The 15,068-nt window shown below is 42.6% G+C and carries 19 protein-coding genes; 11 read left to right on the top strand and 8 right to left on the bottom strand.

What is annotated here, in order from left to right:
- Positions 1 to 75 precede the first annotated feature (75 nt).
- The 4 genes from I3B46_RS09990 to I3B46_RS09975 all read left to right on the top strand — a co-directional run bounded on the left by I3B46_RS09990 (position 76) and on the right by I3B46_RS09975 (position 3,029).
- Positions 76 to 696 (top strand): LuxR C-terminal-related transcriptional regulator, encoded by a 621-nt coding sequence (locus I3B46_RS09990; protein ID WP_014656110.1) that lies wholly within the window; start codon positions 76 to 78, stop codon positions 694 to 696.
- Between the two features lie 151 nt (positions 697 to 847).
- The gene (locus I3B46_RS09985) at positions 848 to 1,219 is read left to right on the top strand and encodes an ArsC family reductase (RefSeq protein ID WP_104873525.1); all 372 of its coding nucleotides are present in this window, start codon (positions 848 to 850) and stop codon (positions 1,217 to 1,219) included.
- Positions 1,220 to 1,233: 14 nt separating this feature from the next.
- On the top strand, positions 1,234 to 2,364 hold the full coding sequence (dapE, locus tag I3B46_RS09980) for a succinyl-diaminopimelate desuccinylase (RefSeq protein ID WP_104873526.1): 1,131 nt from the start codon (positions 1,234 to 1,236) through the stop codon (positions 2,362 to 2,364).
- Positions 2,361 to 3,029, top strand: a complete 669-nt coding sequence (locus I3B46_RS09975; protein WP_004920553.1) for a M15 family metallopeptidase — start codon at positions 2,361 to 2,363, stop codon at positions 3,027 to 3,029. The genes dapE and I3B46_RS09975 overlap by 4 nt, the downstream gene beginning before the upstream one ends.
- A 45-nt stretch (positions 3,030 to 3,074) precedes the next feature.
- On the opposite strand, the gene I3B46_RS09970 is transcribed toward I3B46_RS09975, so the two are convergent.
- Positions 3,075 to 3,461: a DUF454 family protein gene (locus I3B46_RS09970; RefSeq protein WP_169342229.1), complete on the bottom strand. Its 387-nt coding sequence runs from the start codon at positions 3,459 to 3,461 to the stop codon at positions 3,075 to 3,077.
- A gap of 173 nt (positions 3,462 to 3,634) precedes the next feature.
- On the opposite strand from I3B46_RS09970, the gene I3B46_RS09965 reads away from it, so the two are divergent.
- Positions 3,635 to 3,826: a YpfN family protein gene (locus I3B46_RS09965; protein ID WP_004920559.1), complete on the top strand. Its 192-nt coding sequence runs from the start codon at positions 3,635 to 3,637 to the stop codon at positions 3,824 to 3,826.
- Here the strand turns inward: I3B46_RS09965 and I3B46_RS09960 are convergent.
- The 5 genes from I3B46_RS09960 to ypfJ all read right to left on the bottom strand — a co-directional run bounded on the left by I3B46_RS09960 (position 3,807) and on the right by ypfJ (position 8,922).
- Positions 3,807 to 5,819: a tRNA(Met) cytidine acetyltransferase TmcA gene (locus I3B46_RS09960; protein ID WP_104873527.1), complete on the bottom strand. Its 2,013-nt coding sequence runs from the start codon at positions 5,817 to 5,819 to the stop codon at positions 3,807 to 3,809. The two genes, I3B46_RS09965 and I3B46_RS09960, sit on opposite strands and share 20 nt — an antisense overlap.
- Positions 5,820 to 5,826: 7 nt before the next feature.
- The gene (locus I3B46_RS09955; RefSeq protein WP_004920564.1) at positions 5,827 to 6,279 is read right to left on the bottom strand and encodes a DUF441 domain-containing protein; all 453 of its coding nucleotides are present in this window, start codon (positions 6,277 to 6,279) and stop codon (positions 5,827 to 5,829) included.
- A gap of 108 nt (positions 6,280 to 6,387) precedes the next feature.
- Positions 6,388 to 7,698: a hypothetical protein gene (locus tag I3B46_RS09950; protein WP_225829660.1), complete on the bottom strand. Its 1,311-nt coding sequence runs from the start codon at positions 7,696 to 7,698 to the stop codon at positions 6,388 to 6,390.
- A gap of 29 nt (positions 7,699 to 7,727) precedes the next feature.
- Positions 7,728 to 8,021: a DUF7677 family protein gene (locus tag I3B46_RS09945; RefSeq protein ID WP_004920570.1), complete on the bottom strand. Its 294-nt coding sequence runs from the start codon at positions 8,019 to 8,021 to the stop codon at positions 7,728 to 7,730.
- Between the two features lie 10 nt (positions 8,022 to 8,031).
- Positions 8,032 to 8,922 (bottom strand): KPN_02809 family neutral zinc metallopeptidase, encoded by an 891-nt coding sequence (gene ypfJ / locus I3B46_RS09940; protein WP_072502307.1) that lies wholly within the window; start codon positions 8,920 to 8,922, stop codon positions 8,032 to 8,034.
- A 377-nt stretch (positions 8,923 to 9,299) separates the two neighbouring features.
- Between ypfJ and I3B46_RS09935 the strand changes: the two genes are divergently transcribed.
- The 6 genes from I3B46_RS09935 (at position 9,300) to I3B46_RS09910 (ending at position 13,604) form a co-directional block, all read left to right on the top strand.
- Complete coding sequence (locus I3B46_RS09935; protein ID WP_004920578.1) at positions 9,300 to 9,758, top strand: PPC domain-containing DNA-binding protein; 459 nt, start codon at positions 9,300 to 9,302, stop codon at positions 9,756 to 9,758.
- A gap of 14 nt (positions 9,759 to 9,772) precedes the next feature.
- Positions 9,773 to 10,354: a membrane protein gene (locus I3B46_RS09930; protein WP_014656118.1), complete on the top strand. Its 582-nt coding sequence runs from the start codon at positions 9,773 to 9,775 to the stop codon at positions 10,352 to 10,354.
- A gap of 2 nt (positions 10,355 to 10,356) precedes the next feature.
- On the top strand, positions 10,357 to 11,061 hold the full coding sequence (locus tag I3B46_RS09925; RefSeq protein WP_036940535.1) for an energy-coupling factor transporter transmembrane component T: 705 nt from the start codon (positions 10,357 to 10,359) through the stop codon (positions 11,059 to 11,061).
- Positions 11,052 to 11,897, top strand: coding sequence for an energy-coupling factor ABC transporter ATP-binding protein (locus tag I3B46_RS09920; protein WP_036940537.1), 846 nt, complete (start codon positions 11,052 to 11,054; stop codon positions 11,895 to 11,897). Before I3B46_RS09925 ends, I3B46_RS09920 begins: the two co-directional genes overlap by 10 nt.
- Positions 11,884 to 12,696: an energy-coupling factor ABC transporter ATP-binding protein gene (locus I3B46_RS09915; RefSeq protein WP_104873529.1), complete on the top strand. Its 813-nt coding sequence runs from the start codon at positions 11,884 to 11,886 to the stop codon at positions 12,694 to 12,696. The genes I3B46_RS09920 and I3B46_RS09915 overlap by 14 nt, the downstream gene beginning before the upstream one ends.
- Positions 12,697 to 13,208: 512 nt before the next feature.
- Positions 13,209 to 13,604, top strand: a complete 396-nt coding sequence (locus I3B46_RS09910; RefSeq protein ID WP_004920590.1) for a hypothetical protein — start codon at positions 13,209 to 13,211, stop codon at positions 13,602 to 13,604.
- A gap of 142 nt (positions 13,605 to 13,746) precedes the next feature.
- Here I3B46_RS09910 and I3B46_RS09905 read toward each other — a convergent pair whose 3' ends face one another.
- Together I3B46_RS09905 and purC are read right to left on the bottom strand one after the other, a co-directional pair.
- Positions 13,747 to 13,896 carry a hypothetical protein gene (locus I3B46_RS09905; RefSeq protein ID WP_004920597.1) on the bottom strand — a complete coding sequence of 50 codons (150 nt, stop codon included), beginning with the start codon at positions 13,894 to 13,896 and terminating at the stop codon, positions 13,747 to 13,749.
- 259 nt (positions 13,897 to 14,155) lie between these two features.
- Positions 14,156 to 14,869, bottom strand: coding sequence for a phosphoribosylaminoimidazolesuccinocarboxamide synthase (purC, locus tag I3B46_RS09900; protein ID WP_004920604.1), 714 nt, complete (start codon positions 14,867 to 14,869; stop codon positions 14,156 to 14,158).
- Between the last annotated feature and the right edge of the window lie 199 nt (positions 14,870 to 15,068).

Below are 15,068 nucleotides of genomic sequence, written 5' to 3'. Positions count from 1 at the left end.
CATATTTAATGTAATGGCGTGTTTGCTGTTAAGCTGCCCTCTTTTATTATTGTCAGGCATAAAAAGGAATCTACTATGTCTTCCCAAACCGTTATGATTATTGATGAACATCCTATTTATCGCTATGGTTTACGGCACCTTATCGACTCAGATGCATATTTCACTGTCGCAGCTGAATGCTGTAATTGCTCTGAAGCACTTGATATTGCTGACAAACTACAACCTGACATAATACTAACTGATATCAATATTTATGGTACTAAAACATTCGAAACAATTCGCTTATTACGTAAACGCTGCCTTAAGTCGTATTTATTAGTTTTATCATTTTCAGCTTTAAAAACAGATATCTACAATGCTATTGATGCAGGCGCACAAGGCTATCTGCTTAAAAATAGTGAACTTGATATGCTGATGAATAGCATGCGAAAAGCAGCGGCTGGGCACCATGTATTTAGCGAAAAAGTCTATCAATATCTCGTTAATCGCCATAAAATTAATGACCCATTATCATCATTAACGCGCAGAGAATGCGAAATATTGCATGAAATGGCGGCTGGATTAAAAAATAGGGAAATTTCCCAATTACTTTTTATTTCAGAAGAAACAGTAAAAGTGCACATCCGTAATTTACTTAAAAAACTAAATGTACGCTCCCGATTAGAAGCAAGTCTAATATACATGAGAGCAAAATAATATATTTACTATAATTAATTTATTATGAAATAATTTAATTAACTATTAATTTAATCATTAGATTAACTTTTCTTTCCCACAGAAAGCTAGATCCTGAATAGATTTTCGCGCATTATGTAGAGCTAACAGTAAATCATCAAAGGAAAATTTTATGTCAAACAGCACTTCTTCCCCTTACATTATGTATGGTATTAAAAATTGTGACACGATCAAAAAGGCGCGTCGTTACTTGGAAGATAATGGCATTAATTATCAATTTCATGATTACCGTGTTGAGGGGATTGATGATGCCTTATTATCGATGTTCATCGCTCAGCTCGGTTGGGAAGTTTTAGTTAATAAAAGAGGCACAACTTGGCGTAAACTCAGTGATGCTGAAAAAAATGCCGTTGTTGATGCTGAAAGCGCCAAAAAAGTGTTATTGGCTGAACCTGCGATGATCAAGCGCCCAATTCTCGTTTCAGCAGACAACCGCTATCTTGTCGGTTTTTCCGCTGATGAATATCAACAATTTACTCAATAAGCCGGAGCGCAGTGATGGATTGTCCTGTTATACAACTCGCTCAAGAGCTCATCTCTCGCCCATCAATTAGCCCTGATGACCAAGGGTGTCAGGCATTATTAATTGAACGACTCGAAAAAGTAGGGTTCACCGTTGAAAAAATGTTATTTGATGATACGGCTAATTTCTGGGCTTATCGAGGTGCCGACGGCGAGACCTTAGCATTTGCAGGCCATACGGATGTCGTTCCCGCTGGGGATGAGACAAAATGGCAAACGCCCCCTTTCATACCAACCATTATCAACCAACACCTTTATGGTCGTGGTGCAGCGGATATGAAAGGCTCCGTTGCAGCTATGGTCGTCGCTGCCGAGCGTTTTGTACAAAAACATCCCGATCATCGTGGTCGGTTAGCCTTTTTAATCACGTCCGATGAAGAGGCAAAGGCGACAAATGGTACGGTTAAGGTCGTTGAAACGTTGATGCAACGTAATGAGCGGTTAGATTACTGTTTAGTGGGCGAGCCTTCTAGCCAAACTCAACTCGGTGATATCGTTAAAAATGGCCGCCGAGGCTCTATCACAGCGAATTTAACGATTTTAGGCACGCAAGGGCATGTCGCATACCCACACCTTGCCGATAACCCAGTACATCGAGCGACAAGTTTTTTACAAGAACTTGTATCAACACAGTGGGATCAAGGTAATGAATTTTTCCCCGCGACCAGTATGCAGATCGCCAATCTTCATGCGGGTACTGGTGCGACAAATGTTATTCCGGGTGAGTTTTTCGTTCAGTTTAATTTCCGATTTAGCACAGAATTAACCGACAAAATCATCCGTGAGCGTGTTGAAGAGATGCTAGCACGACACCAATTACGCTATGAAATTGAATGGAAGCTTTCGGGCCAGCCTTTCTTAACCCGTACAGGGAAATTAGTCGACGCCACCGTGCAAGCCATTCATGAATTCACGGGGCGCACTACAGAGCTCTCAACGAGTGGTGGGACATCTGATGGGCGTTTTATTGCTCAAATGGGGGCACAGGTCATTGAATTAGGGCCACTCAATGCCACTATTCATAAAGTTGACGAGTGTGTCAGTGTACATGACCTACAGCAACTGGCACGGATTTATGAACGCATAATGGAGCTACTGTTACTATGATGACCATCGCCATGCTCACCGGCCGTTCAACCGACCATCTCGTGACATTAGGCGGTAATCACCGCCTACAATTTAATGCGACAAAAGCATTTTTGTCCATGCAACAAGCGGCGGCGAAGGCTGGCTTCAAGCTCCAATCCGCCAGTGCATTCCGTGATTTTTCACGTCAGCAACTGATTTGGAATGAGAAGTTTACCGGAAAGCGCCCCGTTCTTGATAAACAAAGTAATCCGCTAGATATTAGCGTATTAAGCGAAGGCGAATTATGTGAAGCTATTTTGCATTGGTCCGCCCTGCCGGGCGCAAGCCGCCACCATTGGGGCACGGAAATTGACGTCTATGACCCATTGCGTCTCCCTGAAGGGCAATCACTGCAACTTGAGCCATGGGAATACGAACAAGGCGGCTATTTTGCTGAGCTGAATCAGTGGCTAAGTGACAATATGGCCACATATGACTTCTACCGCCCTTTCACCGCTAAAAATGCAGGTGTTGCCTATGAACCTTGGCATATTAGCTATTGGCCCTTATCCCATGACGCTGAGCAACTGTTAACCCCTCAAGTGGTTCAATCTGTTTTACAAGAAGAAGTTATCTTGGGTAAAGATTGGCTATTAGCGAATCTAGAATATGTCTTTAATCGCTACATTAAAATTCCAGAATAGCCTCAAAAAGCGCCAAATCCCTTGGCGCTTTTTCATTTAACACCATCATGCTTTATTATCATTCGGTACAGGTTTATCTATCACCGGTAATCGATACATAAAAATCACTAGCCAGCATAACAGGACAAATAGACCTAACTTTAACCACCAAAAGTTCACAACCCAAATTGAAATCGTAAACGTAACTAATATCACGGCTATCGCTTTAGGTTTAGCGCCTTTTGGCAAACCTTTATACGTTTGCCAATGTCGGATATAGCCACCAAACCATGAACGATAAAGTAACCAGTGATGAAAACGCGGCGATGAGCGAGAAAAGCACCATGCCGCCAATAAGAGAAAGGGGGTTGTTGGCAGTACCGGCAATACAACGCCTAAGCATGCTAATATTACCGCGAGCCAACCTATTAGGATCAACAATCCTTTTTTTATATTCAAAATGGCTCTCCCAACGGCTTCAAAAACATGATTAAATAAACCCAATGACTAGGGTATACCCTATCGAAATTCAAATAGTAATGTGATGCCAAATGTGTGCCTGTAAAAGTTTCAACTTTTCATCCACCTTTTTAATCACCTCTTATTAGCAAGCACAAAGGCGACATATGCATTGGTTAGCAGATTATTGGTGGGTGATCCTACTGATTTTAGTTGGCGTCATCTGGAATTCTATCAAAGAGATGATGCGAGTAGATCATAAAAAATTTCTTGATAATAAACCCGAGCTTCCCCCTCATAAAGATAACAATCATCTTTGGGATGATAACGATGATTGGCCTAAAGATAAGAAGGGCTAATTTTTTGCGCTATCGTTTTAACAAGCTCAGGGTGGTCACGTTGCACAACGTCTTTAACTTCTGCCCTTGCTTGTTGTAACCACGCTTTTTGCCCCGTTAATGATAGCTGTTGGCAAATCTCTTCCAAAGATAACTGTAGTTGAAAATAGAAACGCAGTAGCTTCAACCCACCTTCTTGATGCGCTAATAAACGTTGTATCGCCGCACTACTCGCTGCCAACGTACGATGGTAAAAGCCAAATCCAACCAGTTCAATCCAATCTTCGGGCGTTAAATGCTGTTTGTCACATGTCGGCAAGTGAAATAGCTCAAGGTCACGACGCCAAAAGAGATCCCTTGGCAAGTTGTGTTTGGCTTGCTCACACATGCGTTGTGCTTGTGATGACAGTGGTAAAATCGCCATCGCCGTGTAACATCCACTGCTTGCTTCAAGGTGTTCACCAACACGTACTAATTGATAACCCGCTTGTTGCCAAAAACGTAATAACTCCGGTGTCAGACCAAAACTCACTGATAAAAAATCTTTGCCTTGGTAAACGGCCTGCTGTTTTTGAGCGTCAAGCAGTTGTGAGCCAATTTTTTGTCGGCGATAAGCAGCCTCAACCGCGATCCTCGTTGCACGTAGTGATGACATCTGAGGCGCCTCAGGGAAGTAATAATGAGCAGCAAGGGATTGGGCCACTAAACTCCCCCTAGGGCGGCGGAGACCAGCCCAAATTTGCCAACTTAGTTGGCTATCTAACCCACCTTCTTCAACCATCCATAAGGCTCCAATCAATTGCGTCGCCGATTTGGCCAACATAAATTGCTGGCGACTTGCATCAAGTAACCGACGAAGATCGAGAGGGGATGTTCGATAATGTGCACTGGTGAGTAATCCATAAAAACTTTTCAGTTGTTTAGGATCATCAACTAATTGTTGCTGGCTGATAGGCTCAATTAGCTGTAATGGCGAGTGATCGTTTACACCTTCAGGCTCTTCTAGTAATAATGCCTGATTGAGCCAATGTTCAAGGGGATCATGCTTAGCCCAGCGGATAGGCTCGACTAAATCGAGAGCTGTAAAACCGCCCAATTGCGCACAAAACTTATTGATAAAGCCTCGCCCTGTTCCTTCATAGCCATCCACCGTTGTCGTTAATAAAACACGTGGAAAATAATTGACCAGTTGGCGCAGAATATAACTTGGAATCGCTGCCGCTTCATCAATAATCAACCAGTCAGCTTTTATGTCACCATTCTTCTTACAGTAACGTAATAATTCATCTGGCGCCCAAAAATTGAGCGGCTGACCGGCTGATTTTTCTAGTGTTCGTATCGCGACTTTAGCAGGCGCACAGCACCAGCACTCCCCTTGCCAGTTGCGGATCAACATTCCTGCAAGGGTCGATTTCCCTCGCCCACGGGGAGCGATGATCCCCCAAACACCGTCATTTGCGGATAACAACTGTTCCAGTACATATTGCTGAGCCGGTGTCGCCTCACCCGAAGGTGGTTGCCAATGCTCTTTTTCGGGTAAAAGAGAAAAATGCGCTGGCTTATCTTGTTGCCAAACCAGCACGTCAGATTGCGCCTGTATCAACTGCTGTAAATGATGCACAAAATTAGGCGTGGCGATCATGCCATTTTGCTCATTCCATCGAATACTATCGTTATCCAATGAATACGCCCACTCAGTTTGTGGTGGCGTACATAAAACCAGCAAGCTCCCAGCCTTTAATGCCCCAGCAAGCATAGCGAGAGCCTCGCTATGCAAACCTTCTCTTGCATCAAAGACCCCATGTAAAAACTCTCTGCCTAATAATAAATGTGCATTTTTAACGGGCAATGCCCCCGTTATTGTTGATGAAAGGGCCTGCCAATCACCCGCGATAATTGATTGAATTTCATTTAATCGTTTATCTATCCACAAGCTCTCACCAGAGAGCACCAACAAGCGCCGATGACCACAATCATTAAGTTGAGCACAGATTTTAGGAAGTGAATAATTCATATACCCGCTAAGATTTACCGATCAATAATGACAAGATCCCTGCTGCGATAAGAGGACCAACAGGAACACCACGGAAGAGTGCTACGCCGATAACCGTACCAACAAGTAGGCCTGCTACTGTTGAAGGTTGATGTGACATTAACGTGACACCACGGCTTCCCAACCAAGAAACTAACACCCCGATCACAATAGCAAGCAGTGATTTCCAATTTAAAAAGGAACCTAATACATCTTGTGCTGAAATTTTACCACTAGCAATAGGAGCCATCACACCAATAGTTAATATTAATATCCCAATCGTTAACCCATATTTCTCTACCCAAGGAAAGAAATTATTTAAAGGTGTGATCCGCACCACCAGCAAAAATAACATAGCTAATGTCACCGTCATATTATGACTGATGATCCCAAGACCCGCTAAAACCAGTAAAATTATCAAGGTAGGATCGACTTGACTCATATTGTATTCCCTGTAAAACGTGCTGCTTTTGCTTATAAAATTAGCGAAAGATAAAAAGTACGGCTTATGTTATTGGCTCACCGAATAAGAAGCAAACGTCACGGCATATTATTGCCCGATATATTGTTGAAATAAGATATTTACAGGCTCTCCTCCGATAGCGATCATTTTATTTTTGAAAGATGCGGGTAAATCACCATTCGACTCGGAAGGTAATGTCATTAATTCAGTAATGAACGGGTCTAATCCTGATGGATTATTGGCGACCTTCTGTAAAATAGTATCTAATTTTCGCCAAAATGTAGCGCCTTGAGAATAGAACTCAGCATAAACAGAGCGATCCCCTGCTTTAAATCGCTTATCTAGTTCAATAAAAGTATGTGTCACTGGAGCATTTAATGGCATCATTGCAGATTCAATTGACGAAACAATTTGTGGCTGGCTTTCCATCTGTTTTAATGCTTTCAAAGCATAATATTGGGCAAGGCCTTCCTCAACCCAAGCTGGCTGCGTTGATTTATTTTCCCTTACCATATCAATAAGTTGATGAAATTGCTCATGGGCGATAACAAGTTGGGTTTTTGCATTATTGAGGTTAATGTTTTTATCATCCTTTTTATCAGAGTATAAATAGTTAGCCACGAAACTGCGACCACCCGCCGCCCCACCAATAAAGCCATTTTTTTCATTACTGCCGAGCCAAATCACCAACAATGTATTATCACGCTTGTCTTGAGGTGAAATTGATAACGCTTTGGTTAAATACTTTAAGGCTTGTTGGTGATAACCATTTAGCTGATATTGATCGGTTAACGTGACGTTGTCACTAAAATAGCGAACTTTCATATTCGTTAAGTCCACTTGTTGCAATCGAATATCCCCCACTAAATAAAATTCAGGCGCCTTATAATAGGCAGGAACCGACCACGCGCTTGTATTTTCAGCTTTCGCGCCATAGATAGCGATCCCATCGGCAGCACGAATAATCCCCTCTTCATCATTGACTAAGCGCAATAATGACGTAGGCTCAGAAAGCAATATCTGTTTTTTGTTTTGATATTCACTGGTAATGAAAATAGTCGCTTGCTTCGAGGCGTCAACATGCCCTTTTGCAACTTTATTAGGGAGGACATGCCACGAAACTCGTTCACAACCTATAGGCACAATCCATTCATTTTCGGTATTTTTCTTTAACAACGTACCTTGGCACTGAGGATGGTTAATTTGCGGTTTTAACCCCCACGCTTCCCCTCTCACGATCAATTTTTGTTCCTGCTCGGATTTAGGTAAATCCATGGAGAGCGTTAACATCCCCTCCGTTGATAGATCATCAATGGTATAATGGGTTTTCGCTGACGCATTTATCAACCCGAAAAATAAAAGCGTGGTTATCAATATGGTACGCGTCAAATGGAACACTTTAACCTCATATTTGGGCAGGTCATACATTAATATAGAGCGACTTCCCACTCTTCAAAAGGAGGGTCAACGTTAAAAGAAGCATCACAGTAACTTCGAATATAATCCGTTGCTCTTTTCTGCGCATGAGTAAAATTCAATACTTCCCCTGCCTCATCAATTTCCAGTGTATTGATAAATATTGCGTACGCTTGTTCAATAGCACTCGGCTCCTCGCCATACAGTGACAAATAATCAATCCCCTCGAGCATGTAATGTGAACCACTTGCCATAAAATAGCTGAAAGTTCTAATCGCCCCACTAACGCTATGGCTGAGCTTCATCTGAGCCTCCTTAAAATGTATTTTGCGCTGAAAAGGTGTTGCAGCTATTGATATCTCCCGTCTCAAACCCTTTTTTAAACCAAAAATAGCGCTGTTGTGAGGTGCCATGCGTAAAACTATCTGGGATCACGCGACCTTGGCTCTGCTGCTGTAGTCTGTCGTCACCAATTGCCTGAGCCGCATTCAACGCGGATTGTAAGTCGCCATCGTCTAAGATGCCCTCTTTATCCATATTGTGCCCCCAAACACCCGCAAAACAATCGGCCTGTAATTCAAGTTTCACCGACAGTTTATTGGCTTCTTTTGTACTTACACCTTGCTGTAATTTTCTTACTTGCTGCTCAATGCCTAATAAGTGCTGCACATGATGGCCGATTTCATGAGCCACGACGTACCCTTGCGCAAATTCACCACCAGCCCCTAATTTGGTTTTCATGTCATTATAAAATGACAGGTCGATATAAACTTTATTATCAGCTGGACAATAAAACGGCCCCATAAATGCTTTACCTTGCCCACACGCTGTCGAAGTACCATTGCGATAAATGACTAATTTAGGCTGCTGGTATTGTTTGCCTAGCTTTTTAAATTCCGTTTGCCAAACATCTTCTGTGGAAGCAAGCATCACTGACGTAAAGTCGGCTAACTGTGCCTCTTGTGGGCTAATGGTACGATTTTGGGCTTGTTGCGAAGAGTGATTACCGATAGGCTCTCCGGTAATTAACCCCGTGAGATCAACGCCATAATAGCCAGCTACGACAATAACAATCAGAATAACAACGCCACTTTTTCCTCGTAATGGAATTCGTATCCCCCGACCATTGCCTTGAAAACCCCCTGATGAATTTTCTGATCTTCTATCTTCAATATTGTCGCTACGACGACGGTCTTGCCAACGCATAATCACCTCTATAATCAGCAAATAAACGGTTTAGTCACAGTTTAAACTCAAAATCGTTACAATTGACTTAATTATTTTTATTCATACCACGTCATCGCCTGCTTAGCACTCTGAACTAACACAGATGTTCAACATTTTAACCTTATTAATTAAGTGGATATATTGTTTTTTAACTGATTGTTTTTCACTTAACGCAAATTAATCGCAATTCCAATTAAATAAGCGATAGAAAACACTTCGTTACTGATATCTCCTTGATTGTTACTTATAATAATATGAGGTCAATATAAAATTATTATCACTGACGATATCACTGTATTTCGCCGAGTTGACAAATCACCTTATATTCAAGTCGTCATATAATTAGGATCACTCATATGAATGTAGCTTTCCCTCCCACCTCCAATGCGCGCTATTTTGCCCTGCGATTACGGCCCGGCGAGGATGTTATTCCAACACTGCGTCATTTTATTCAGCAGAACCACTTAAAAGCCGCTTTCATTGCTGGCTGTGTTGGTAGCTTAACTCGCGTTAATTTGCGTTTTGCAGGAAAAGAGACAACCGATCAATTTGTTGGTCGATACGAAATTGTTTCACTTATCGGCACATTAGATAGCGAAGGCGAACATTTGCATTTAGCCATTTCAGATGAAAATGGTCATGTGCAAGGGGGGCATATGATGCTTGACTGTACCGTTAGAACAACGTTAGAGCTTGTTATTGGGGAATTAGAGCATATCACTTTCACTCGTCAATATTGCGAATTATCTGGATATGACGAATTAGCAGTTTCTGAACGCACGCCCCACAACTCCCATTCTTCTGTTCATCGCTAAGGAGCGGTGTATTCATGCCAAAATCATCTACTCTTTCGAGCCGTACTTTAGCGTTAATTGTTTTTTCAATCGCTATTAACATGTTAGTTGGGCAAATAAGCTCAAGCATTAAGTTGCCAATTTTTCTTGATTCAATTGGCACAATCATTTGTGCTTTATTAGCCGGCCCTTGGATCGCTGCATTAACCGGATTATTAACCAATCTATTATGGGGGTTACTCAGTGGCCCAATTGCCGCCGCTTTTGCCCCTGTTGCGATGATGATAGGCCTCAGTGCAGGGTTACTCGCTCATGCTGGATTTTTTCGGACGTTACCTAGAGTTATCTTTTCCGGCATCGTCATTACATTAGCATTGATGTTAGTTGCTGTGCCTATCCGTACTTATTTATTTGCAGGTACAACAGGTAGCGGAGCCGATTTTTTCGTCGCTTACTTCCATGCTGTGGGAGAAAACCTACTTGAATCTGTTGCCATTACCGTACTAGGAGCCAACATTGCAGATAAAATAGTGTCGGCACTCATTGCGTGGTTATTAGTGCGTCGCTTACCGCTGCGTGCACAACAAAACTTTCCAAATATGGCGCGAGTAAGATAAATATGCATCCTTTTACCTCGCTGACATTATGGTTCTGGCTCAGCTTTACTGTTGTTCTATTACCATTTGACTGGCCGTTAATTGTCGTCAGCCTGGTGACTTTTGCTATGCTACTCGCATGGCGCCAAGCACGTTACCGCTATCGCTATGTTATTGGCTTGATGCTACCAATGGCATTAGGGCTATGGCTGATCCATAGTGGTTGGCTAACCTACTGGCTGACAGGCGAGTTTTCTGTTGCGACACAGCAGCAAAAAGCCTTGGCTTTATGGTTTCGGCTTTTAGCCATTATCAGTAGTGCACAACTGTGGCTACAGTATGTGTCGACTGAAAAATTGATTAGAGCGCTATTTGCTAGCCGTTTACCAACCAGCTTTTCATATTTATTAGCTGGGCCACTCTTGTTTGTTGAACAACTACGACAACAAATCAGCAGTATCAAAGAGGCACAGTTGGCACGAGGCGTCCCCCTTGATGGCAATCTGTTACAACGATTTATGTCATTACCGGCATTGATACTGCCACTCGCGACCCAAGCGCTCAGTGAACTGGCTATCCGTGGAGCTGCCTTGGATATGCGTGGTTTTCGTGCCGTGAGTCAGCGAACAACGTTGGGCGCCCCAAAAGACAACCTCTTTCAAGCCATTTGTCGTTATGCCATTTTAGTCATTATCATCATTGAAGGAGGGATCGACTGGTGGTGGTAAATTTACAACGACTATGTTTTACCCACAAAGGTGCGGGATCAACCACCTTAGGCCCTATTGATATACAATTAGCAGCAGGACAGTGGCTTGCCATCTTAGGGGGCAACGGTAGCGGTAAAAGTACACTCGCTCAACTGCTCTGTGGTTGGTTACCTGAATTGATTACAGGTGAACTTAGTGGTGTCGCTGAGGTTTTATCACAACCCATATCACAAGGCCACTTAGCAATACTCAGTGCGCAACGCCAACTGATCCAACAATCACCACAATTACAATTATCCGGTTGCACATTCAATGTGGAACAAGAAATTGCCTTTGGCCCTGAAAACCTTGGGTTACCTGAAGCACAAATCAGGCAGCGGGTTAACGAAGCCATTGCGCTTACGGACTGCGAAGCTTTACGCCATCGACACCCCGCGACCTTATCAGGTGGAGAAGCCCAACGCGTTGTCATCGCAAGCGCACTCGCCATGCAGCCTAAGTTATTATTATTGGATGAGGCATTTAGTCGCCTCACACCAAAAGCCGCCCATACCCTGCTACTTGCGTTGAAACACTATTCTCAACGTACCAATTGCAGTGTGATCCTGTTTGAGCGCCAACTACTTCCTGCGATGAGTTTTTGTGAGCAACTGATGTTATTAGATGCGGGTAACGTTATCGCCACAGGTACTGATAGAAAAAAACTTTTTTCGGCGGCACAAACCACCATTAATATGCCCGATGCTTGGCGTGCACTTGGTTATTTAATCAATCAAAATGCTTGGCCTACTGACATTCCCAATGATAACAACGCATTACTTAAGGCATTTAAGGAGTATTATGCTACTTTTTGAACATATTGATTATCGTTGGCCTAAAAGTACCCAAGAGACCATTTCACAGCTTTGTTTGCGTCTCGAAGCGGGCGAATGGGTTGCATTAGTTGGTGACAATGGTGCTGGAAAATCGACACTCCTGCGGCTTGCTGCGGGTCTATTGCGCCCAACACAAGGTGAGATCCACTTTAATCACCAAAAACTTGCCTCACTGAACGCTATACAACGTGCCAGTCAAATTGGTGTTTTATTCCAAGAGGTCGAAAAACAAGTTTTCCATAGTCGAGTAAAAGATGAAGTCGCATTCGGCCTTAAACGACAAACGCTATCTCAATCAGAGATAGAAAAACGGACGTTGGAAGCCCTTGAATGTTGCCATTTGCAAGATGTTGCCAATAGTCACCCTCTTGATTTAGATGCAGGTCAACGGCGTATGGTGGCTGTCGCCAGCCTGAGTGCGATTTCCCCCAAAGTGCTGCTATTAGATGAACCTACTCGTGACTTTGATGCACGTTGGCTCGCTTGCTTTGAGCGTTGGTTGGCATTACAGCGTACAATGGGCACGACGCTACTCGCCATTAGCCATGATCTTGATTTTGTTGCTCGCCATTTCAAGCGGGTTATTCATCTATCAGCAGGTAAAATCATTGCTGATGGTCCGCCTGAAACCGTACTTAACCACCCTGATTTACAACCGGAATCCGTGCTTCCAACACCAACACTGTATTCATTGAGTCACGCATTGGATATCGCATTAGAAAGCGACCCTAAACGCTGGGCTGATAAATTTATCCGTATTAGCCGCGAGCCAATCTGACTTTTCAGCTTGAACGTTATCAGTTTTTATATGGTTGTCGACCCTTGATATCAACACTAAGGTTTGATTTATTGCGGTGATAACGTCTTAGCTTATATCTAGATATCGATATCAGACAGGTAAAAAATGCCATGTTAATGGTAAACTATCCCGAGTCAAGGTTGGGCAAGTGTGTGTCATGCTGCTCTGTTTTATTATTTGTAGCATGATAGGCCCGATGTATATAAATAACCCGCAAGAGAACTTTGGCTGTATGGACGAATTAAAACCAGAAAACTAATTATCTTCCTAAGTAAAAGCTGTAAACATCCATTATGCAGCTTCCCCGCTAAAACAGCTCAGTAAAACCGATAACCTAAACGCCAAGATGTTAGTTAAAGCGTCAATACAGTTGTATAATGAAAAGTGGTCACAATTATCTGTGTTATATGTATGCAACTAAAATATGAATTCCTTAAATATCACTTTGTATTCTATGATCTGATCTTCGAACAGATGACTAAGGTTTAATCATGCGGGCAATCCAAGCGCTATTTTGTATCTTCTCCCTACTATTTTCGGTGATAGGATACTCTGCTGACAATAAGTTAACCTTAGTTATTGCAGGTATGACTTCGCAACAAGTGGTTTCTATTATGGGGGAACCTTCTGATTCAGCAACGATAGAAAATGCCACCCTATTGCTCTATACCAAGCGCCCCACCATGCTTAAAATGCAAAATACTGTTCAACACTTTATTTTCCTTGATAACAAATTGGTAGAGTATGGTGAAAAGCATATTGAACCCACACATTCAGCCTATAACCTGATACCTGCCACTGAGCAACTACAGTTATGGTTAGCAGAGCAAGGCAAAGATCTTAATCCATCTGCGGCGGCCCATGACCTTACGACCAACAAAAAATAGCACCAATAATAGCGGCTTAGCTTTCTGACATCCCCCTCGTTTAAGGGCATTTCGTCCAAAAAATCGAATGTCGAGTGTATTCGCAAAGTTGCGCATCGTATTTTCTAAGCTAAAAGTGTTGATAAGACAGCCATCATTCTCCTTATCGCCCATGAATAACAGATGAGCAGCTAAAGGCACCAAACCAACTCATCGCTGACGTAATCAACTCGCCCTTTACACCATCATTTAAAAAAAAAGAAATTCTTTGAAAACGGAAAATGAGCAACATGCGTGTCCATTGTAATGCCATGTTTCTCACCTACGACACGATAGTTGATAGGTGGTCGTTCTTCGGGTTGTGTCGGTGTACAACAGCATCACAGCATCGATTTTGCGAGTGAGATGATTTTCGACCTAACGCCATGGTTTCGAACTGACATCATTGAGGGGAAGGTTTTTTAGGTTGCCGCTTAGTGCATTATTCATACTGATTAGTTCAAAGCCCTCACTAAACAGCGAGGGCTTTGTCAGCACTCTAAGCGACTTTTTAAAACCGATTAGATAACAAATTAATCTAATTTTACGCCGATACGACGCGCAACTTCCTCGTAAGCTTCAATTAAGCCACCGAGGCTTTGACGAAAACGGTCTTTATCCATTTTATTGAGGGTCTCTTTATCCCACAGGCGACTACCATCTGGAGAGAACTCATCACCAAGTACGACCTTGCCTTTGAACAGGCCAAACTCCAATTTAAAATCAACGAGGATCAGCCCTGCATCCGCAAAAATTTTTGATAACACTTCATTGGCTTTATAACTTAAGCGCTTCATTTCCGCCAAGTTTTCTTTGTTCACCCACCCAAAAGTTTCACAATACGACTCATTCACCATCGGGTCATGTTTTGCATCATCTTTTAAGAACAAATCAAACAATGGTGGATTTAATTCCATCCCTTCTTCGACGCCAAGACGTTTAACCAAAGAGCCTGCTGCACGATTACGAATAACGCACTCTACGGGCACCATATCCAGTTTTTTTACCAATGCTTCTGTGTCAGAGAGCAACGCTTCCATCTGTGTTGGAATACCCGCCTCTTCTAATTTGCTCATAATAAAATGGTTAAACTTATTGTTTACCATCCCTTTACGCTCGAACTGCTCGATACGCTCGCCATCGAGTGCTGATGTATCATTACGGAATTCCAGAATTAAAAGGTCAGGATCCTCAGTGGTATAGACCGTTTTCGCCTTACCACGATACAACTCAGCTTTCTTTTGCATCTTACACACTCCAGAGATGGGATTATTCAATTAGGGTATCAACCTGCAAAATTGTGTCTGCAGATCCAGATAAGTAACAATAAAATGGTTGAAATTTACCCTTTTACCGTTACTTTTCTGCTCTGTTTCAATAAGTTATTGAATAAAAGAACCTGACAAGCTAACTAACTGATATTCAATATTTTATCTACTGTACCTA

This window comes from Providencia sp. 2.29, assembly GCF_015832305.1.
Lineage (GTDB): Bacteria > Pseudomonadota > Gammaproteobacteria > Enterobacterales > Enterobacteriaceae > Providencia > Providencia stuartii.
Note: the sequence above shows the minus strand (reverse complement) of the source record. Positions and strands in the feature narration are given on the sequence as shown.

Excerpts from the sequence above, each read along its gene's own strand:
- I3B46_RS09990 (WP_014656110.1), top strand. The coding sequence starts at position 76 with ATGTCTTCCCAAACCGTTATGATTATTGATGAACATCCTATTTATCGC.
- I3B46_RS09985 (WP_104873525.1), top strand. The coding sequence starts at position 848 with ATGTCAAACAGCACTTCTTCCCCTTACATTATGTATGGTATTAAAAAT.
- dapE (WP_104873526.1), top strand. The coding sequence starts at position 1,234 with ATGGATTGTCCTGTTATACAACTCGCTCAAGAGCTCATCTCTCGCCCA.
- I3B46_RS09975 (WP_004920553.1), top strand. The coding sequence starts at position 2,361 with ATGATGACCATCGCCATGCTCACCGGCCGTTCAACCGACCATCTCGTG.
- I3B46_RS09965 (WP_004920559.1), top strand. The coding sequence starts at position 3,635 with ATGCATTGGTTAGCAGATTATTGGTGGGTGATCCTACTGATTTTAGTT.
- I3B46_RS09960 (WP_104873527.1), bottom strand. The coding sequence starts at position 5,819 with ATGAATTATTCACTTCCTAAAATCTGTGCTCAACTTAATGATTGTGGT.
- I3B46_RS09955 (WP_004920564.1), bottom strand. The coding sequence starts at position 6,279 with ATGAGTCAAGTCGATCCTACCTTGATAATTTTACTGGTTTTAGCGGGT.
- I3B46_RS09945 (WP_004920570.1), bottom strand. The coding sequence starts at position 8,021 with ATGAAGCTCAGCCATAGCGTTAGTGGGGCGATTAGAACTTTCAGCTAT.
- ypfJ (WP_072502307.1), bottom strand. The coding sequence starts at position 8,922 with ATGCGTTGGCAAGACCGTCGTCGTAGCGACAATATTGAAGATAGAAGA.
- I3B46_RS09935 (WP_004920578.1), top strand. The coding sequence starts at position 9,300 with ATGAATGTAGCTTTCCCTCCCACCTCCAATGCGCGCTATTTTGCCCTG.
- I3B46_RS09930 (WP_014656118.1), top strand. The coding sequence starts at position 9,773 with ATGCCAAAATCATCTACTCTTTCGAGCCGTACTTTAGCGTTAATTGTT.
- I3B46_RS09925 (WP_036940535.1), top strand. The coding sequence starts at position 10,357 with ATGCATCCTTTTACCTCGCTGACATTATGGTTCTGGCTCAGCTTTACT.
- I3B46_RS09915 (WP_104873529.1), top strand. The coding sequence starts at position 11,884 with ATGCTACTTTTTGAACATATTGATTATCGTTGGCCTAAAAGTACCCAA.
- I3B46_RS09910 (WP_004920590.1), top strand. The coding sequence starts at position 13,209 with ATGCGGGCAATCCAAGCGCTATTTTGTATCTTCTCCCTACTATTTTCG.
- I3B46_RS09905 (WP_004920597.1), bottom strand. The coding sequence starts at position 13,896 with ATGGCATTACAATGGACACGCATGTTGCTCATTTTCCGTTTTCAAAGA.
- purC (WP_004920604.1), bottom strand. The coding sequence starts at position 14,869 with ATGCAAAAGAAAGCTGAGTTGTATCGTGGTAAGGCGAAAACGGTCTAT.